This window comes from Paraburkholderia phosphatilytica (assembly GCF_003443895.1).
Taxonomy (GTDB): Bacteria; Pseudomonadota; Gammaproteobacteria; order Burkholderiales; family Burkholderiaceae; genus Paraburkholderia; species Paraburkholderia phosphatilytica.
This window is the reverse complement of the sequence record NZ_QQOA01000012.1, coordinates 55,599-69,863: the sequence shown is the minus strand read 5'-3', so window position 1 is coordinate 69,863 and position 14,265 is coordinate 55,599. Positions and strand designations below refer to the sequence as shown.

The following is a 14,265-nucleotide window of genomic DNA, read 5'->3' as shown; positions in this document are numbered from 1 at the left end:
CAACCAGGAGCAACCCAGCATGAAGCCGTTTAACCTCGAAGAAGCCAAGGCCGGTAAGCCGATCATCACGCGCGATGGTCGCACTGCTCGGTTCCTCGCGCACATCCCTGAAGCCAGCGAAGCGTTACAAGTATTCGCAATCGTGGACGGCGAGAAAGCAGCAACCCCGCTTTACACGTCAGGTCTGTTCTACGAAACCGGCGGCGACCACGATCACGACCTGTTCATGGCGCCGGAAAAGTCCACGGTGTACCTGAATGTCTATGCCGTGAACATGAAAACCCGGCACGCGTTCGAATCGTGTGCATTCAAGGTCGAAGCCGATGCGAAGCACGACGCATCTATCAACGGGGCTCGCCTTCTGGCCGTCGCCGTCCCGGTCGAAATCGAGGTCTGACCGTGCGGCGCCTTTTCTGGATCGCCCGTTGCGCCCGTCATTTCCTCGTGATCGGCTGCTCTTTGCGAAACGCCTGGGCGTGCGCTATAGCCTGCCACGAAAACCGAGACGAATTCACCAGCACACCGCGCGAGGCATTCGAGGCAGAAATCGAGGCCTGGTACGATTGACGAGCATACGTGCGAGCGCTCACACAAAGTGCTTGCACGTATACTATCGCCAGGGTAGTGTAGATACCAGCACGATACTTACGCGATCAGACCATGAAAACGATACGGAAAGTGCTGGAACAGACGTACAAGACGCTACGCCCGAGCAAAATCCTGTTCGACAGCGTGCAACAGGCTTTACGCCGCCTGACCGAACTTGAGGAAGCACGCAAGGCAGAGCGCCATGTGATAGCCGAGCTTCGATCGTTCGTAGACTACTGTGAAAAACTGCCCGGAGCAGGGCGGGAAAGCAAGTTCACGGAGCGTGTCAAGCGGGCTCGTGCCGCGCTCGATACGATTACCGACGAACACGAAGAATGACGTACAATGCTTTCCGGCCGTTACCGGGGAAAGGTCATGAAACAATACATTTTCGCGGCGCTCGCGGCGCTCGTGGCGCTCGCATCCATCCAGGCGCATGCCGACTGCACCGACCCGCGCACTATCCCGAGCTTCGATAGCTGGCCGGGAGCGAAGCGGGTCGCGGCGCTCAACCAGTACCACCAGCAATGCGGCGCGCAGATAGCCGCCGACAAGGCGCATACCGCCGCGAGCATCGCCGATGATAGCGGGCCTACGCCCGAGCAGCGGAAGCTACTGGCGGACGCCCACATGACCGAGACGCACGCGGACGGAAAGCCCTGCACGAAGGCCAACCCGTGCCACGACACGGCGACGCTGACCGAATACTGGTACGACGGCATGAACTGGCATCGCATGACGTCCTACACCCGGCAAACGACCGGGAACACCATCCCTGGGGGCTGAATGAACCGAATCACACGCATCGCATTGCGAACGCTGGCGCTCGCCGCTGTCATGCTCGCGGCGGCGCTCTACATCACGCACGGACCAGCGGTCTAGACGGCCGTTCCAAGCGCCTTATCGACCATTTCCGGCGTCGTGCCAAGGTAGCACGCCATGTACGCGCGCAGCATGGATAGGCGTTTCGCGTTCACCATCAGGCCGTGGCGCTTCCCGGCCTCGAAATCGGCTTCTCTGCGCTCCATGCGGCCCGCTTCAAGGCCGCTACGCCATCCTGTCGCGTATGACTCCATGCGTCCGCCCAGGAGCCTTGCAGCCGCCTTTTCCGCATCGTCAATCTGCCGCGTCAGGCAGTACGTCCGGATGCTGTACAGAACGTACAGGGCCGCGAGCACGCCGAACGACGGCTTGAACAGCACCGACAGGGCGAGCCAGAACGCGCAATGCGCGATGAATCGAATTACGTTCAGACGTTTCATGCCGCCAACCCTCCAAATGCCTTGATCCGCTCCAGAAGAACGTACGCATACGTCGTCATGGCCGCGCACTGAGCGGCCAGGCGCGTGCGCTCGTCATCCGGCAATGCTGCGTGCACAGGGCTGGACGTGATGAACGCTTGCAACTTCACGAGCCGGTCGCTCAGTTCCTCGAATTCCTCGATCACGCGAGCTTGATAGTCGGACATCACTTCACCCCTCGAAGGCACGAGATACCGAAATCGCCGTCCCTGTGGCCGTGCGCGAAATAGCACGTCACATTGCGTTGCGCATCCTCGATCACGTACACCGTGTTGTAGTCGCCCTTCCAGATCGACTGAGGGTCAGGTAACTCGTATTGCGCCACAACGTGCAGGCTGCTCGTGTCGGCGTGCACGGCTGCTGCCGCGACGATCGAATAGGCGAGCAGGGCGCCGACGATAGTTGATTTCCGCATAGGTGGATGCTCCAAGGTGGTTGATAGGTCAGTGATAGAGCAGCCGGTTCCGCTCGCACTTCCATTGCGCGACGTTGCGGCTACGATCGTATTGCGACGCGCGCATGGCCCGCATGCATTCGGCGAGAATCCGCGCGCCTGCCGCCAGAATCGGGCTCATCGAGCGGGGCGCTTGCCGTTCGGCTTGTCCCCGCGACGCGCCGCCGCTTGATCCTTCTGCGCCTGGGTGATCGTGCGACACACCACGACGGGCGACACGTACCGGAAATTGAATTTGCGCATGCGGGTATCTCCCTAGATGAAAAAACAGTTGACGGCTATCGCAATGATAGCGCACAATAGCATCACAGTAACGCAGCGCACGGAGCGAACCATGCACAAGTACGAAATCCTGTTCAACGGAAAGCGGATCGGCTACGAGTGGGCCGATACGGAGTGGGAAGCCGTGCGCACGTTCGCGGACATTACCGTGCGCGACTATCGCTTTGAAGGCCGCCGCGTGCGGTAACCAACAGGGGAACGACGATGGACCGCAAGACGTTGACGTGTTCAGAAATGATTAAGGCACTTGAACACATGATCGCGACGCACGGCGACCGGCCTGTGTACTTTACCGATGGATTCTTTCGGTACGGCGTGAATTGCCATCCCGAATCCGCACCGAATTTCGATTCGTCAAAAGCCTTTCTCGTAAAGGCGTTCAACCTCGAAACCGGGCGTAACGGGCCGAATGAGCCACTGAAATTCTGACAACAGCGCCCGCATTGCGCGGGCAACGATCACCCTCTCAGGTGAGTTTCGCGCGGGCAACCGCGTGTGTGTTTCGGGCGGCCAGTACGGCGCCCGCTTTTTATTCCACGGAGCAGCAATGAGCAATGGACAGCGCTACCCGCAACGCACGTGCGCGACCTGCAACGGCAACGGCATGATCGGAGGCCCTTCTTACTATGCGCCTGACGAAGGCGGCGTTCCGTGCCCCGACTGCACGCCCGCACCCTCGCCGGTGAGCGGGGCGGATGAGCGGGCAGCGTTCGAGGCGAAATTCGCCATGCCATCCGGCGTCGAGTGGGATGGTACGAAATACGCAGTGCGCGACGGCTGGGAGAATTCCTATCGGTGTGCTTGCTTCGTAAGTCAGTGGGATGCGTGGCAAGCTCGCGCTGTGCCGACAAAGCGAATCACCACCGTTACTGTTTATCAAGACGTTTGCCAGACTGAAATTGCTTTCTCAGACGGCACCAGTCAATTTGTCGGCGCAGCGACTTTTAAAAACGCACTCGCGCCAACCCCGACCAGGCAGCATTCCGACGATGCTGCCGTAGACCGGTTCTGCGCCGCTATGAAAGCGAAGTTGGCCCAAGCGCGCGACAAAGGCAGAGGCGGATGGGAGCAGTGCGACCCCACCGAACTGTCGATCATGCTGCGTGAGCACGTCGAAAAAGGCGACCCGCGCGATGTGGCGAACTTCTGCATGTTTCTTTGGGCGCTCGGTCACCCGATCTCAGATGCCACGTTGCCAATGGGGCGACGGGCAACCCAGACCGGGCAGCAGGCGCTGAGCGACGAGCAGGTACAGCGGTTCATGTACCGGATGATCGAGGCCGGGTTTTTGCCGCAAAGGCCGGACTACGATACCGACATGGCGAATGCCCGCGCCATCCTCGCCACCGCTGCACCGGCAACAGCAGATGCGCGGGATTAGACGCTCTCTCAACTGCGCACCCGACGGTCAAATTGCCGCGAGCCCTGCGACTAGGCTACCCCGTGTGTCCGCGTCGCAAGCGGTAAGGCCACGGGTAGGTGCGCATGTGAGAAAGTGCTTGACGCTATCATTGCGATAGCTGATACTGGCTCTACCGTAACGAAACCGGAGCCAGTCATGCAGGTAATCGAGAACACCACGTACAGCGACGGTAGTGGATGGGTCGCTTCTGTCACGGTCGGCGGCGTGCTGTACGTGTGCAACTACGTTGCGAACCGCCTTACCGTGCGCCTTGGCCCGTACAAGCACGCTCCGCGCCGTCCGCGCTGGCATATCTCGCACGTCACGAAGTGGGCAGAACAGCAAGTAGCAGCACTCAAGCCGGAATGGCTGGAGCTTCACCGGGCGATGTACGCTGATTAGTCGCGCCTCTCGCGATACTGCTCGCGGTAGCGCACGCACACGTCGCCGCACAGGTCGCACCACAGTTCGTCCACGTCGACATGCTCGCTTTCAAGCGTCGACATGTACGCGGCGACCTGTTCGGGCGTGGGCTCGCGCACCTTTTCGAACGTCGGCGGGTTCGGCACGCCGGGAACCATCGGCACGCGGACGACGGAGCCGTCGATGCCCCGCATTTCAACCATCAGCATAGGGACTCCAATGAAGCGCATTACACCCAAGATGATCCAGAAGGGCGGGAAGGCGTACTGCTGCGTGTGCGGAGGATCAAAATCTGCTCGCGTACCGGCTATCTATCGGCACAAAAACCGAAACTACTGCCGCGAGCATAAGCCGGAATACCGAGAGGAACCGCACGAGCAGAGCGAAGCGGATTACGAACTATCTCGCCGGTACGGCATCTGAGAGTGAATTCTTGCGATGCGCCGCGCTGCCGAAAGAAACGTTCCGCTCGCATGAAGATAGTCTGCGAGCGGAAATTGCTTTTAACCGCGCAGTTCCCGCACACGAGCAAGGATGCTGGACAAGAGGCTGTCGGCGCGCGCCAGATAGTGCGCGTCATCCTCGTGCCATATCCAGTCATCGCCAAGCGTGAAGCCGTCTAGCGGATGGAACGCTCTGGCGCGCGGTATGTTCACCGCGCTCAGAAGTACGTCAGGCGCCGACATGGCGCACTCCAGCATGCATGAACAGCAGTTCGACCGCGACCCGGATCGGGCTCTTACGCATACGCTGGCGCGCTTCCATGTGGACCGCGCGCATACGCTCGTGGAACTGACGTTGGTTGCGCACGAATGCGCGGATTTCAGCCGGTTGACGGGCCATACGATTCCTGTAGGTGGACAGTTAAGACAAAATACGGGCGAACAGGCAGATAGAAGTGATGAGACACGACCATCGCGCATTCTGTCGCCCGCTCCCGATTGATGGGATGCGGACACTCCAGAAACGTGCGCCGCAATGTGGCCGCAATGTACGCGGCCATTTCCTCCGCGCTCATCGTCACAACCTCACCATCCGGGCCGATACGCAAATCGCCATCCGCGCGCGCCTGGGTCATGGGCTTTGGTTCCGGGATAACGGCTCGATGCCGGAATGACGATCGGCGGGTGCACCTTCAAGCCACATACGCACGCCAAACGCGCTCGCCGCATCCCACTTGATACCCTCGCTCCACTTCTTGAGCGCGAACGTTTCTAGGCCCGTTTCCGCCTCGATAACGAGGGTTCCGCTTTCATTTATGGTTGCTTTCATGCGCCTCCCTGCGTTCGCGCCATGCTTTCCGGTCTGCAATGTGGATAACCGTGCTCCCTTGGCTGCGAATGCTCATCCACTCGTGTTGACCTGTCTGACCGGTTCGAATGAACGCCGGGAGATACGTTTCGAGCACGTTCATGGGATTCCCCGTTGTTAGGTGGGAGAGAGGCGGCGCGATGAGCGTTACGGCCATAGACAGCCGACACAGGTCAATGCCACGACTGAGCAAGCCGAATCACACCCATCGGACGCGACGCCGCAAAGATCGCGTCTCCACGCGCACAGGGGACTACACCAATCCCGAACCGTGCCGGGTTGTCGTCCAACGTAGTGCGCTTACCTCTCTCCCTTGACTTGTCAGCCAGGCTGTACGTGCTTGGCCGCTTTCGGGTCGACGCCGTAGAGCATCACATCGAGCGGCATACCGTGATACAAGAATCCCGTGTAGTGGCGCTCACGAGGCGGCAGCATCACGGCCGTATTCACCGGGTAGCGATGCACACGGCCGTCTCGCTCAATCTCCAGCGTTATCCGTGTGATAGCAGAGCGAGGCATTGGGTCAATTCCACCGCACCGAACCATCGGTGATAGCCGACACCGGGCCGCGCCAGTCCAGCGATTGTTCGCCGGAACTGCTGTAACGGTAACTTTCCGCTAATTCGGCACTCGGGCCATACGAGCCCCACCGGGAGCCGTCCCAATGCGAGTAGATGGTGCTCACGCCTTCACCGAACCGACGCTGATACACGCCGATTTCAGTCGGCTTTTCTTCGCCTTTCTGCCATGCGTTCGGATCGCGCAGCGGGGCGACGGGGCCGCGCCATTCATCGCCAGCATTGTCGAATTGCCAGACACTTGCTTGCGTGTCAGAGCGCGTCTGATCGATCGTTCTGCATTTCGGATGCCACTGGCCGCCCGCGAACTTGGCGTATGGGAGATGGGTTCCACTGCCATCCGCAAATTTGCGTTCGTAAATCCCATCCTTCGGCGGCGTCTGCGTTCCCGGATACCACTTCTCCGGATCGTGCGGAGTGGCGGCGTTCACGAGCCCCGATTGCGAGGCCGGAACCACATCGGGCGCCGTCGTTTCCGCCTGTTCGGCCTTCGTGTGCACGTCGGCGAACTTGAGATTCCCGGTCACCGTGAACGTCTGGCCGCCGTCCAGCGTCACCGTCGCGGCGGCAGGCGTCACGCGCACACTGTTCGTCGGCTGCACCGCGAAGTAGTTCGCGACCTGGCTAGCAGCCATCGCCCACAACGCGCGATCACCGCCCACGAGCACATTCACAAGGCGCCGCTTTTCAGCCATGTACACCTTGGCGAACTTCGGATCGTGCACGGCGATGCTCGACGTGTTGTCGATCAGGTCGGCCAGCTTGATCGTCTTGGCTTCCGGCGAAATGTCCGCAGCGCGGGCAAGCTCGATAGCCATGCGCTCGAAGCGGTTCAGTTTGCGCGGATCGTTCGTGCGATCGATGTGCGAGCACTCGGTAACGAGCTTCGCGACGGTCGGGCCGAAGAAGTACTCGATCATGCCCGCGTCGATGTTCGGGCAGTCTTCAACGACGTCATGCAGCCACGCGGCGGCGATCGTCTCGGGACTCGCGTGCGAGCTTTGCGTCACGAGCGCGGCCACGGTTGCGCAATGCGCGATGTACGGCTCGCCCGTGTACTTGCGGAACTGCCCAGCGGCGCCGTGCGCAGCGTGCGCAAAGGCGGATGCAGCGGTTGCGAGGTCTTTCATGGGTGGATTGTCCTCACGGCGTCAGGCCGTCAAAGGGTTGGTGAAATCGTTTTGCACTCGCCAGGCGCTTCCCGCTCAGTGACTCGCGGGCTCACGATCCGGTTTCGTTTCTCCAGCGCGAGGCGTTCGGCGCGCTCTTCGTCCGACTCCGGCGTGTCTTCAACTACCACCGGGATAGCGGCCGCGAACACGCCAAGCAACACACGCTGTGCGACGTCGTCACCATCGGGGAACACCAGCGACAGCCATTCCGGCGTCGCCTTGTTGGCGATCACCTTTTCAGCGATGTACGTCGCAGCAGCCCGCGCGTTCGGGCTTTCGTTCTCCCACGACGGCATCGAATCGGCGTCGTGATGCGCTGCGCGTGCGGCCTCGTGCGCTATACGCGCGAGCAATGCGGGCGTCAAAGCGCCCACCCGTAGCACAGGGCGCGATGCAGCGCGGAACCGTGCGGAACCGGACCACTGAGCGGGAACCCCGCCCACTGAAAGAGCCAGTGCCAATACTCAGCAATGCGAGCACGCATGATGGTTTCTCCTGGTGGATGATGGCGCTTGCGTGTTAGGCTATCACGATGATAGTATTAGTCATCGCACGAAGATAACCAACGCGGAAACAACATCATGAACTTCGATAGCCTGCAACGCCGTTACGACGCAATGAGCGACGAACGCGACGAAGTGCTTACCGATGAGCAGCGCGAGGAAGCGCGCTTGTTGGCCGAAGATGCAGAGCAAGACGCGGCAGAACTGGCCGACTGGTATTGATGCCTGCCCGACTCGCGTTCCCTATGGGGATAGGGCGGGCGAGCGGGCTACATCACTTCATTTTGGTGACGCTTCAGGCACGCTCCAGGCGTCCATAAGATCGTCATCCAGCCATCACACAGACGGCTTTCTGCATGGCAATGCAAACGCGTTCGCGTATGTGTACAGCTATCAATCGCTCGTCATGGCTCAACTTGTGCGCTAACTGCTCGCCTAGCAGAAAGTACCCGCTCCCAATCGAAAGGCCGATGCGCGGTAACTCGCCTGTCACATCCCCACATCCCGTGGGCGGATCAGAGTAAGCATGGCTACTTGCGCATAGCGCCTCCTGTCGTTCCGATCATTGCACCGCATTTACGGGCCTCGAAGCCTTCGGGTCGGCGCTCGCCACTTGGCGCGCCACATTGCCACCCCAACGCGGCAGCACACTGAGCGCAGCGAGCGCCGACCCGAAGGGATTCCTTAGGAGAATCACGCCGCCCGGGTATCACGCGGGTCTTTGGGTAACTGGCGGCGGGCCTAGGAGTCGAACCTAGTCAATCACGGGATCAAAACCCGTTGCCGTCCCATCTGGCTCGCCCGCTATCGAATTCTTGGCTCCAGGGGCAGGCATCGAACCTACCTCACACGGATTAACAGTCCGGCCGCACGCCTTGTGCGTTCCCTGGAAAAGCAAAAGGGCGCCGAACCCGTTAGGTTTGCGCCCTTCTGTGCCGCTCGCTATCCGTTACGGATTTCGAGCACTTGCATAAATACTATCAAATACCGAACCAGCCTGTCCACACTCCGCTATCGCGATGTTAGTCTTTTTTCACTGCGTTGCGAATTTGCAACAACACACCCCCTCGATCCTCATCCCGAACGGCCGTCAACAGCCGCACAAACTCCGCCTCTCCCAGCGGCGGGCACTCCATACGCTTCGGCTCCGAAGCCATAAGCGCCAACGGAGCGCCGCCCACAGCCACCTCTACACCAGCTTGCATCGTTTATCCTCGGTCCTGTTTTTCGTCGGCTATCACCACCGCCGGAGTAAACTATCGCGAAATGTAAGCAGATGCAACAGGGTCGGTCAGTTTGTTACAAAGCGCGCAGCGAAGGCAGCAAGTAATGCCGATTGGGCCGCATTAGGGTCTTCCCGGTACAGTTTCACGGCGGCATCAATAAACGCCTGTTCTCCAGTGGTTCCAGCCATAGACGCGGCTGCTGGGGCCGGGGCGCGATTGGCGGCCGGGGCCGGATCGAATCCGCCCGCGCTATCATCGTGCAGAACGTCCATCCAGCCATGCGCTAGTCTAAGCGCCTTCTCCATCTTTCGCGCCGTCTTGAGCCCTATCTCACGATAGCCCGTATTGATATGCGACAGGTAGGCGTCTGAGAACCCTAGCTGTGATGCAAAAAGCTTAAGCATGCCGCGCTCCGGTTCGCTCGGGCTGCGCGCCCAAACGCTTTCCTTGAAGCGGTCAAATAGGAACTCGTAGTTTTTTCTTCTGATTTGCGTAACGTCCATGACAATCCTTTCCCCAAAAATCGACGGCACTAGCGCCAATAGCACAAGGGTACTGTAAACGGGACAGATTGCAATCAGATTTTTAGAGCAACGTTGCCAAGCGAACTTTTGTAACGTATCATGACGATAGTTTTACAACCACCAAGAGAGCTAAACACATGAACGCAAAAGAATTTTGGGGGCAGGTAGGGCCAGAAGTGATGCGCGAAGTCTGCGCCGAAGCAGGCAGCAGTTACGGTTATTTCAAACTGTTAGCGAACGGCCATCGCGGCGCGAGCAAAGAGTTTGCAGAGCGGTTCGCAGAGGCCGCCATGAGGCTCACGGGGCTTGATCTGGACTTGCGTGCAGGGCGGGAAATCTGCCCGTGCTGCGGGCAGGCAATTCAACAATCGAAGTGAGGGACCGATCACATATGGCTATCGTTCGCGCAGCTAGACCCGATGGGAATTTCTATATCCTGGACAAAAAAATCAGCGAGGATTCGCGGCTATCGTGGAGTGCGCGAGGCATGCTGATTTTTCTGCTCGGGAAGCCGGATCACTGGTCCGTCAACGTGTCTGCACTCATCAACGAGACGGCAGAGTCAGCAAAGCCCAGCGGCCGTGATTCGGTCTATGGCGTCTTGCAAGAGCTTATCGAGACTGGCTATGTCACTCGCCAGCAAGGAAAAAACGACGCCGGGAAGTTCGGCGGGATTGACTATTTCGTGAGCGAAATATGCGACGCACCGCTTCCGGCAAATCCGGACACGGCACCGCTTCCGGGTTTGCCGTATCCGGATCAGCCGTATCCGGCAAATCCGCTACTAGTAAGTACTGATGTTGTAGTAAAGACTGAGGCCGTAGCAAAGATTGAGGTTAAGCGCTTCGACGCGCGTACGGTCGAACTGCCGGAAGGCGTGCCAGCCGATGCGTGGTCGAAGTGGTGCGCCTATCGCACCGAGATTCGCAAGCCCCTTGCAAAGCGCGCCGTTGAAATGCAGTTGCGGTTGCTGGGCGACGCGGCGAAGATCGGGCACAGCCCCGTCGAAATTCTGGACACGAGCATCCGGAATCAATGGACCGGCATTTTCATGCCCAAAGGTTTGCCTTCGAACACTATCGCGACGATAGGACAAAAGTCGCGTCTTGCAGTACCATCGCATTCTGGCGTCGAGTTCGATCACGAGGAGATTCCGTTTTGACCACCACCGAAACGAGAACGTGTGCCAAGCATGGCGTGTACGAAGTGCGCACGCTCACCTTTGCGAAGCGGCACGAAGAGACTGGCGAGCCGTTGCAAATCCGCATGGCTCACTGCGGGCAGTGCGCCCAGGATGAAGCGGACCAGCGCGCGGCGCGCGAGGCGGCAGAGCAAGCCCGCGAGCGACAGGACCGAATCGAAAAGCGTTTCGCCGCGTCAGGTATTCCGCGCGGGTTTGTTGATCGCACGTTTGACAGCTACCGGTGCGACACCCCGGCGAAGTCGTCGGCGCACGCGAAGTGCAAAGCGTTCGCTGACGCGTTTCTGAAACACCTGGATCGCGGAACGATGCTGCTCTTGCTCGGGAACACTGGCACGGGGAAATCTCACCTTGCTATCGCCGCTGCTAGCGCCATCATGGCGCGCGGGCATTCGGCCATGTACGAAACGGCGTTCAAGACTGTCAGTCGCATGCGCGACTGCATGCGCCGCGATGCCCCGATCGGCACGGCCGAAATGCTTCGCATCTATGGCGAAGTCGATTTGCTCATCCTGGACGAGATTGGCATTCAGGCTGCAACCGACGATGTAAAGGCGCACCTGACGAACGTAATCGACCAGCGCTATTGCAACGCGCGCCCAACGATCCTGATTACAAACCTGAGCAAGGCGGACCTTGCGGAATACGTTGGCGAGCGCATCGCGGATCGTATGCGCGAGCGTGCGAGCGTGATTCCTTTCGACTGGCAAAGCGAGCGCACCGCCGTGCGCGCAATGGGGGAGTTCTAATGTCATCCACACAAAGCCATTCGTTGCAGCAGCAGCGGGATAGCGGTGCAGCGCACGCGCAACGCGTCCGGATTCTGAACCTGTTAAACGACACGCCGCAAGGCCTCACGCGCGCCGACATTGCCCGTCAAACCGGATTCGCCCTGTCGAGCGTTTGCGGTCGCGTCGGCGAGCTTATCGAGTCGGGTCACGCGGAAAACTCTGCATTCACCACCACCGACCCCCTCACGCTTCGCACCGTGCGGCCGGTCGTTGCAATCTTTCCGGGAGCCTGACCGATGAAGCACCGCGAATACCTGTTCAAGACGGTAGACAAAGCGCTTGAAGCCACGTTCGATACGATCGCGCTCGCGAACGCGGTCAAGTCGCCGAAGTACGGCGTCCCGACGTCAGGCAGCACGACGCGCGACAAGCTGAGCACGGGCGAGCGCTACCAGCAAGCGACCTGGATACTGGCAGTGGCAAAGAAGGCCGTCACGCCGTTGCAGGCCGCATGGCTTACGCTCACCTACGACGAACCAGGGCAAGCCCGTGACGAGGCGCTTACCCTGCTCGCTGAGCATTTCCGCCCGATGGCGCGCAAGCCGGAATTGCTGCGCGCAGTGATCGACCGTGAATTCATCTTCGGCGCCGGGTACTGCCCGCCGTTGATCCGGATCGCGAAGGATACCGGCGTGACGACTCGGGGCGCAGAGAAGGCGTGCGAACGAATCCGGCCCGCACTCGCGAAGCTCGGCGAGGAAGCGAACGCAGCGATCCACAAGGTGTTCAAGCAAGCGGGGTACGCACAGCGCGCCGCGTAGGTGTTTGCCCTGATATTTTTCGTGCTTGACGGCTATCATGAAGATAGCCTATTATTCATCCCATCGCAGCACGAAACCAACAGGGGAACGCTATGGAACGCACTGAACACACGCTGGATCGAGCAAGCGCACTCAAGATGATCCGCAATGCACCGGGCGGCGCTCGATTCTTCGTTACGGCTCACCTTGAACTACCAATTGATGGCGACGATGGCAAGTGCTTTCGCACCTGCCAAGGCATTAAGGTGAGCCGCAATGAAGCGCTCAAATTCATTGACGGCGCGCTGTCCGAAACGCTGTCTGAGCGAGGCGGACGTATTCGAATTCGCACTTCCCCCAGCGCATCATCGCTCTTGGTTCGAAGCTACTACCACATCGGCTAACCCTCACGGCCGTATTGCGCGGCCAATTTCCACCAGACACAGAGCATCCACCATGACCGCATTTTCCGAAGCGCTGCAAACCGCCCTCGCCAAGGCGCAGAGCGGCGGCAACGGCAACCGCCCGACGATCAAAGAACAGCAGATGGGTTTCACGTCCGATCCGGTGTTCGCGGAACTGTTCCGCGCAGCACGCGCAACAACGCAAGCAAACCTGCGCATCGCACAGGCAAACAGCGATCTGTTGAAGGATGCGGCAAGCGTTCGCGCACTCCAGACGGCGCAGCATAACGTCGAGGAAGTCGAGCGGCAAATCATCGTTGCACGCGAACTGTTTTCGCTCGCGATCGATGTGGACGACGAGGTAACGCGCCACGCGGGCCGCGTCGATTCTTGGCTTGCGATGGTAGGCAATCGCGCCGCCAAGCTCGTGCGTCGAGTGCTCCAGTGATGCGCGCACTTCGGAGAATCCGGCGTGCCGACGTGATCGTAATCGGCGGCACGTGGACGGCGGCGGCTCTGATTTGCGTGCTGGTTAGCTGGCTCGCATGCAATTAAAAAAGCCGCTTGCAACTATCATCAAGATAGCCTATCATTGATTTCATGCAGTGAGGAATGTATGGAACACGATGACGAACAGGCCGCGCTCCACCACCAATGGGAGTGCGAACAGCAACAGCAAATCGAGGGTTTAAATGGCTACCGTTTCGTTTATTTTGGGCAAGTCGGGCGCGGGCAAAAGCACGTCACTACGGAACTTACAACCGAGTTCGACGTTGCTTATCCAAGCGCTGCGTAAAGCGCTCCCGTTCAAGGGTAAGGCGTTGGGCTGGGACTACCTTGGCCGCGAGAATCCGAAAGGAAACATCCTCGTTTCCGACCACGCGGAATCGATCATCAAGGCAATGCAGAAGACGCAACGCAAGGTGATCGTGGTGGACGACTTCCAATACACGATGGCAAACGAGTTCATGCGCCGCGTGGATGAGAAGGGCTACGACAAGTTCAACGACATTGGTCGGCGCGCCTGGGACATTATCAACGCGGCGGCAGCGCTCCCGGATGACGTGCGCGTGTTCATCATGTCGCACACGGAGGAATCCGACGACGGCCGGACGAAGTGCAAGACGCTGGGCAAGATGCTGGACGACAAGGTATGCCTTGAAGGCATGGTTACGATCGTGCTGCAAGCCGATGTTGTCGACCGCGAAAACGTGTTCATCACGAAGAACAACGGCCGCACGACGGTAAAGGCGCCGATGGGCATGTTTGCCGATGACATGGTGCCGAACGACCTGGCCGCAGTGGATGCCGCGATTTGCGACTACTACGAAATCAACATGCCGGCCTAAAAAACCGCTTGTAGAC

At 59.5% G+C, this 14,265-nt stretch carries 29 protein-coding genes and 1 tRNA gene; 16 read left to right on the top strand and 14 right to left on the bottom strand.

Annotated features, from left to right (window positions below):
• Positions 1-19 precede the first annotated feature (19 nt).
• From DVS29_RS15170 to DVS29_RS15160, 3 genes are all read left to right on the top strand, one after another.
• Positions 20-397, top strand: a complete 378-nt coding sequence (locus DVS29_RS15170) for a hypothetical protein (RefSeq protein ID WP_118181287.1) — start codon at positions 20-22, stop codon at positions 395-397.
• Positions 398-660: 263 nt separating this feature from the next.
• Positions 661-927 (top strand): hypothetical protein, encoded by a 267-nt coding sequence (locus DVS29_RS15165; protein WP_118181286.1) that lies wholly within the window; start codon positions 661-663, stop codon positions 925-927.
• A 6-nt stretch (positions 928-933) separates the two neighbouring features.
• On the top strand, positions 934-1,374 hold the full coding sequence (locus DVS29_RS15160) for a hypothetical protein (RefSeq protein ID WP_118181285.1): 441 nt from the start codon (positions 934-936) through the stop codon (positions 1,372-1,374).
• 92 nt (positions 1,375-1,466) lie between these two features.
• On the opposite strand, the gene DVS29_RS15155 is transcribed toward DVS29_RS15160, so the two are convergent.
• From DVS29_RS15155 to DVS29_RS38140, 5 genes are read right to left on the bottom strand one after another with little or no spacing between them, the layout of a single operon-like run.
• On the bottom strand, positions 1,467-1,850 hold the full coding sequence (locus DVS29_RS15155) for a hypothetical protein (RefSeq protein WP_118181284.1): 384 nt from the start codon (positions 1,848-1,850) through the stop codon (positions 1,467-1,469).
• Entirely contained in the window at positions 1,847-2,056 is a 210-nt protein-coding gene (locus tag DVS29_RS15150; RefSeq protein ID WP_118181283.1) for a crAss001_48 related protein, read from the bottom strand. The genes DVS29_RS15155 and DVS29_RS15150 overlap by 4 nt, the downstream gene beginning before the upstream one ends.
• A complete protein-coding gene (locus DVS29_RS15145) occupies positions 2,056-2,304 on the bottom strand; it encodes a hypothetical protein (RefSeq protein ID WP_118181282.1) in 249 nt (82 codons plus the stop codon). The genes DVS29_RS15150 and DVS29_RS15145 overlap by 1 nt, the downstream gene beginning before the upstream one ends.
• Before the next feature lie 28 nt (positions 2,305-2,332).
• On the bottom strand, positions 2,333-2,464 hold the full coding sequence (locus DVS29_RS38145; RefSeq protein ID WP_276314307.1) for a hypothetical protein: 132 nt from the start codon (positions 2,462-2,464) through the stop codon (positions 2,333-2,335).
• Positions 2,461-2,586: a hypothetical protein gene (locus DVS29_RS38140; protein ID WP_276314306.1), complete on the bottom strand. Its 126-nt coding sequence runs from the start codon at positions 2,584-2,586 to the stop codon at positions 2,461-2,463. The genes DVS29_RS38145 and DVS29_RS38140 overlap by 4 nt, the downstream gene beginning before the upstream one ends.
• Positions 2,587-2,677: 91 nt before the next feature.
• Between DVS29_RS38140 and DVS29_RS38135 the strand changes: the two genes are divergently transcribed.
• The 4 genes from DVS29_RS38135 (at position 2,678) to DVS29_RS15135 (ending at position 4,429) form a co-directional block, all read left to right on the top strand.
• Positions 2,678-2,812, top strand: coding sequence for a hypothetical protein (locus DVS29_RS38135; protein WP_276314305.1), 135 nt, complete (start codon positions 2,678-2,680; stop codon positions 2,810-2,812).
• 17 nt (positions 2,813-2,829) lie between these two features.
• Positions 2,830-3,054: a hypothetical protein gene (locus DVS29_RS36895; protein ID WP_124800646.1), complete on the top strand. Its 225-nt coding sequence runs from the start codon at positions 2,830-2,832 to the stop codon at positions 3,052-3,054.
• Between the two features lie 118 nt (positions 3,055-3,172).
• Positions 3,173-4,006 (top strand): hypothetical protein, encoded by an 834-nt coding sequence (locus DVS29_RS37830; protein WP_240655629.1) that lies wholly within the window; start codon positions 3,173-3,175, stop codon positions 4,004-4,006.
• Between the two features lie 177 nt (positions 4,007-4,183).
• Positions 4,184-4,429, top strand: a complete 246-nt coding sequence (locus DVS29_RS15135) for a hypothetical protein (protein WP_118181281.1) — start codon at positions 4,184-4,186, stop codon at positions 4,427-4,429.
• Here the strand turns inward: DVS29_RS15135 and DVS29_RS15130 are convergent.
• The 7 genes from DVS29_RS15130 to DVS29_RS15105 all read right to left on the bottom strand — a co-directional run bounded on the left by DVS29_RS15130 (position 4,426) and on the right by DVS29_RS15105 (position 7,807).
• Positions 4,426-4,659 (bottom strand): hypothetical protein, encoded by a 234-nt coding sequence (locus DVS29_RS15130; RefSeq protein ID WP_118181280.1) that lies wholly within the window; start codon positions 4,657-4,659, stop codon positions 4,426-4,428. The genes DVS29_RS15135 and DVS29_RS15130 overlap by 4 nt on opposite strands.
• A gap of 294 nt (positions 4,660-4,953) precedes the next feature.
• The gene (locus tag DVS29_RS15125) at positions 4,954-5,136 is read right to left on the bottom strand and encodes a hypothetical protein (RefSeq protein WP_118181279.1); all 183 of its coding nucleotides are present in this window, start codon (positions 5,134-5,136) and stop codon (positions 4,954-4,956) included.
• Positions 5,123-5,293, bottom strand: a complete 171-nt coding sequence (locus DVS29_RS37335; protein WP_164707924.1) for a hypothetical protein — start codon at positions 5,291-5,293, stop codon at positions 5,123-5,125. Before DVS29_RS37335 ends, DVS29_RS15125 begins: the two co-directional genes overlap by 14 nt.
• On the bottom strand, positions 5,274-5,528 hold the full coding sequence (locus tag DVS29_RS15120; RefSeq protein WP_118181278.1) for a hypothetical protein: 255 nt from the start codon (positions 5,526-5,528) through the stop codon (positions 5,274-5,276). Before DVS29_RS15120 ends, DVS29_RS37335 begins: the two co-directional genes overlap by 20 nt.
• Positions 5,525-5,722 (bottom strand): hypothetical protein, encoded by a 198-nt coding sequence (locus DVS29_RS15115; RefSeq protein WP_118181277.1) that lies wholly within the window; start codon positions 5,720-5,722, stop codon positions 5,525-5,527. Before DVS29_RS15115 ends, DVS29_RS15120 begins: the two co-directional genes overlap by 4 nt.
• A 562-nt stretch (positions 5,723-6,284) precedes the next feature.
• Entirely contained in the window at positions 6,285-7,469 is a 1,185-nt protein-coding gene (locus DVS29_RS15110) for an HD domain-containing protein (RefSeq protein ID WP_118181276.1), read from the bottom strand.
• Between the two features lie 29 nt (positions 7,470-7,498).
• Positions 7,499-7,807: a hypothetical protein gene (locus tag DVS29_RS15105; protein WP_124800645.1), complete on the bottom strand. Its 309-nt coding sequence runs from the start codon at positions 7,805-7,807 to the stop codon at positions 7,499-7,501.
• Positions 7,808-8,092: 285 nt separating this feature from the next.
• Between DVS29_RS15105 and DVS29_RS37330 the strand changes: the two genes are divergently transcribed.
• Entirely contained in the window at positions 8,093-8,236 is a 144-nt protein-coding gene (locus DVS29_RS37330) for a hypothetical protein (protein ID WP_164707923.1), read from the top strand.
• A 594-nt stretch (positions 8,237-8,830) separates the two neighbouring features.
• Here DVS29_RS37330 and DVS29_RS37325 read toward each other — a convergent pair.
• Positions 8,831-8,905, bottom strand: a tRNA-Asn gene (locus DVS29_RS37325).
• Positions 8,906-9,305: 400 nt separating this feature from the next.
• Positions 9,306-9,743, bottom strand: a complete 438-nt coding sequence (locus DVS29_RS15095; protein WP_118181273.1) for a helix-turn-helix domain-containing protein — start codon at positions 9,741-9,743, stop codon at positions 9,306-9,308.
• 158 nt (positions 9,744-9,901) lie between these two features.
• Here DVS29_RS15095 and DVS29_RS15090 point away from each other — a divergent pair, with 158 nt between their 5' ends.
• The 8 genes from DVS29_RS15090 (at position 9,902) to DVS29_RS15065 (ending at position 14,249) form a co-directional block, all read left to right on the top strand.
• A complete protein-coding gene (locus DVS29_RS15090; RefSeq protein ID WP_124800644.1) occupies positions 9,902-10,141 on the top strand; it encodes a hypothetical protein in 240 nt (79 codons plus the stop codon).
• A gap of 110 nt (positions 10,142-10,251) precedes the next feature.
• The gene (locus tag DVS29_RS37320) at positions 10,252-10,926 is read left to right on the top strand and encodes a hypothetical protein (RefSeq protein ID WP_164707922.1); all 675 of its coding nucleotides are present in this window, start codon (positions 10,252-10,254) and stop codon (positions 10,924-10,926) included.
• Entirely contained in the window at positions 10,923-11,714 is a 792-nt protein-coding gene (locus DVS29_RS15085) for an ATP-binding protein (RefSeq protein ID WP_164707921.1), read from the top strand. Before DVS29_RS37320 ends, DVS29_RS15085 begins: the two co-directional genes overlap by 4 nt.
• Positions 11,714-11,989: a winged helix-turn-helix domain-containing protein gene (locus tag DVS29_RS15080; protein WP_118181270.1), complete on the top strand. Its 276-nt coding sequence runs from the start codon at positions 11,714-11,716 to the stop codon at positions 11,987-11,989. Before DVS29_RS15085 ends, DVS29_RS15080 begins: the two co-directional genes overlap by 1 nt.
• A 3-nt stretch (positions 11,990-11,992) precedes the next feature.
• Positions 11,993-12,517, top strand: coding sequence for a hypothetical protein (locus tag DVS29_RS15075; protein ID WP_118181269.1), 525 nt, complete (start codon positions 11,993-11,995; stop codon positions 12,515-12,517).
• 92 nt (positions 12,518-12,609) lie between these two features.
• Positions 12,610-12,900 carry a hypothetical protein gene (locus DVS29_RS36890; protein WP_124800643.1) on the top strand — a complete coding sequence of 97 codons (291 nt, stop codon included), beginning with the start codon at positions 12,610-12,612 and terminating at the stop codon, positions 12,898-12,900.
• 52 nt (positions 12,901-12,952) lie between these two features.
• Positions 12,953-13,348, top strand: a complete 396-nt coding sequence (locus DVS29_RS15070; protein ID WP_118181268.1) for a hypothetical protein — start codon at positions 12,953-12,955, stop codon at positions 13,346-13,348.
• A 244-nt stretch (positions 13,349-13,592) separates the two neighbouring features.
• A complete protein-coding gene (locus tag DVS29_RS15065; protein ID WP_118181267.1) occupies positions 13,593-14,249 on the top strand; it encodes a DEAD/DEAH box helicase family protein in 657 nt (218 codons plus the stop codon).
• The last annotated feature ends 16 nt before the right edge of the window (positions 14,250-14,265 follow it).

What these genes read in the sequence shown, in the direction of transcription:
- DVS29_RS15105 (WP_124800645.1), bottom strand. Translation starts at nt 7,807, where the DNA reads ATGCCGTCGTGGGAGAACGAAAGCCCGAACGCGCGGGCTGCTGCGACG.
- DVS29_RS15115 (WP_118181277.1), bottom strand. Translation starts at nt 5,722, where the DNA reads ATGAAAGCAACCATAAATGAAAGCGGAACCCTCGTTATCGAGGCGGAA.
- DVS29_RS15165 (WP_118181286.1), top strand. Translation starts at nt 661, where the DNA reads ATGAAAACGATACGGAAAGTGCTGGAACAGACGTACAAGACGCTACGC.
- DVS29_RS15160 (WP_118181285.1), top strand. Translation starts at nt 934, where the DNA reads ATGCTTTCCGGCCGTTACCGGGGAAAGGTCATGAAACAATACATTTTC.
- DVS29_RS15075 (WP_118181269.1), top strand. Translation starts at nt 11,993, where the DNA reads ATGAAGCACCGCGAATACCTGTTCAAGACGGTAGACAAAGCGCTTGAA.
- DVS29_RS15155 (WP_118181284.1), bottom strand. Translation starts at nt 1,850, where the DNA reads ATGAAACGTCTGAACGTAATTCGATTCATCGCGCATTGCGCGTTCTGG.
- DVS29_RS15145 (WP_118181282.1), bottom strand. Translation starts at nt 2,304, where the DNA reads ATGCGGAAATCAACTATCGTCGGCGCCCTGCTCGCCTATTCGATCGTC.
- DVS29_RS15125 (WP_118181279.1), bottom strand. Translation starts at nt 5,136, where the DNA reads ATGTCGGCGCCTGACGTACTTCTGAGCGCGGTGAACATACCGCGCGCC.
- DVS29_RS38135 (WP_276314305.1), top strand. Translation starts at nt 2,678, where the DNA reads ATGCACAAGTACGAAATCCTGTTCAACGGAAAGCGGATCGGCTACGAG.
- DVS29_RS15080 (WP_118181270.1), top strand. Translation starts at nt 11,714, where the DNA reads ATGTCATCCACACAAAGCCATTCGTTGCAGCAGCAGCGGGATAGCGGT.
- DVS29_RS15135 (WP_118181281.1), top strand. Translation starts at nt 4,184, where the DNA reads ATGCAGGTAATCGAGAACACCACGTACAGCGACGGTAGTGGATGGGTC.
- DVS29_RS37330 (WP_164707923.1), top strand. Translation starts at nt 8,093, where the DNA reads ATGAACTTCGATAGCCTGCAACGCCGTTACGACGCAATGAGCGACGAA.
- DVS29_RS15150 (WP_118181283.1), bottom strand. Translation starts at nt 2,056, where the DNA reads ATGTCCGACTATCAAGCTCGCGTGATCGAGGAATTCGAGGAACTGAGC.
- DVS29_RS36895 (WP_124800646.1), top strand. Translation starts at nt 2,830, where the DNA reads ATGGACCGCAAGACGTTGACGTGTTCAGAAATGATTAAGGCACTTGAA.
- DVS29_RS15120 (WP_118181278.1), bottom strand. Translation starts at nt 5,528, where the DNA reads ATGACCCAGGCGCGCGCGGATGGCGATTTGCGTATCGGCCCGGATGGT.
- DVS29_RS15110 (WP_118181276.1), bottom strand. Translation starts at nt 7,469, where the DNA reads ATGAAAGACCTCGCAACCGCTGCATCCGCCTTTGCGCACGCTGCGCAC.
- DVS29_RS37320 (WP_164707922.1), top strand. Translation starts at nt 10,252, where the DNA reads ATGCTGATTTTTCTGCTCGGGAAGCCGGATCACTGGTCCGTCAACGTG.
- DVS29_RS15090 (WP_124800644.1), top strand. Translation starts at nt 9,902, where the DNA reads ATGAACGCAAAAGAATTTTGGGGGCAGGTAGGGCCAGAAGTGATGCGC.
- DVS29_RS15130 (WP_118181280.1), bottom strand. Translation starts at nt 4,659, where the DNA reads ATGCTGATGGTTGAAATGCGGGGCATCGACGGCTCCGTCGTCCGCGTG.
- DVS29_RS38140 (WP_276314306.1), bottom strand. Translation starts at nt 2,586, where the DNA reads ATGCGCAAATTCAATTTCCGGTACGTGTCGCCCGTCGTGGTGTGTCGC.
- DVS29_RS15065 (WP_118181267.1), top strand. Translation starts at nt 13,593, where the DNA reads ATGGCTACCGTTTCGTTTATTTTGGGCAAGTCGGGCGCGGGCAAAAGC.
- DVS29_RS15095 (WP_118181273.1), bottom strand. Translation starts at nt 9,743, where the DNA reads ATGGACGTTACGCAAATCAGAAGAAAAAACTACGAGTTCCTATTTGAC.
- DVS29_RS36890 (WP_124800643.1), top strand. Translation starts at nt 12,610, where the DNA reads ATGGAACGCACTGAACACACGCTGGATCGAGCAAGCGCACTCAAGATG.
- DVS29_RS38145 (WP_276314307.1), bottom strand. Translation starts at nt 2,464, where the DNA reads ATGAGCCCGATTCTGGCGGCAGGCGCGCGGATTCTCGCCGAATGCATG.
- DVS29_RS15070 (WP_118181268.1), top strand. Translation starts at nt 12,953, where the DNA reads ATGACCGCATTTTCCGAAGCGCTGCAAACCGCCCTCGCCAAGGCGCAG.
- DVS29_RS15170 (WP_118181287.1), top strand. Translation starts at nt 20, where the DNA reads ATGAAGCCGTTTAACCTCGAAGAAGCCAAGGCCGGTAAGCCGATCATC.
- DVS29_RS37335 (WP_164707924.1), bottom strand. Translation starts at nt 5,293, where the DNA reads ATGGCCCGTCAACCGGCTGAAATCCGCGCATTCGTGCGCAACCAACGT.
- DVS29_RS37830 (WP_240655629.1), top strand. Translation starts at nt 3,173, where the DNA reads ATGAGCAATGGACAGCGCTACCCGCAACGCACGTGCGCGACCTGCAAC.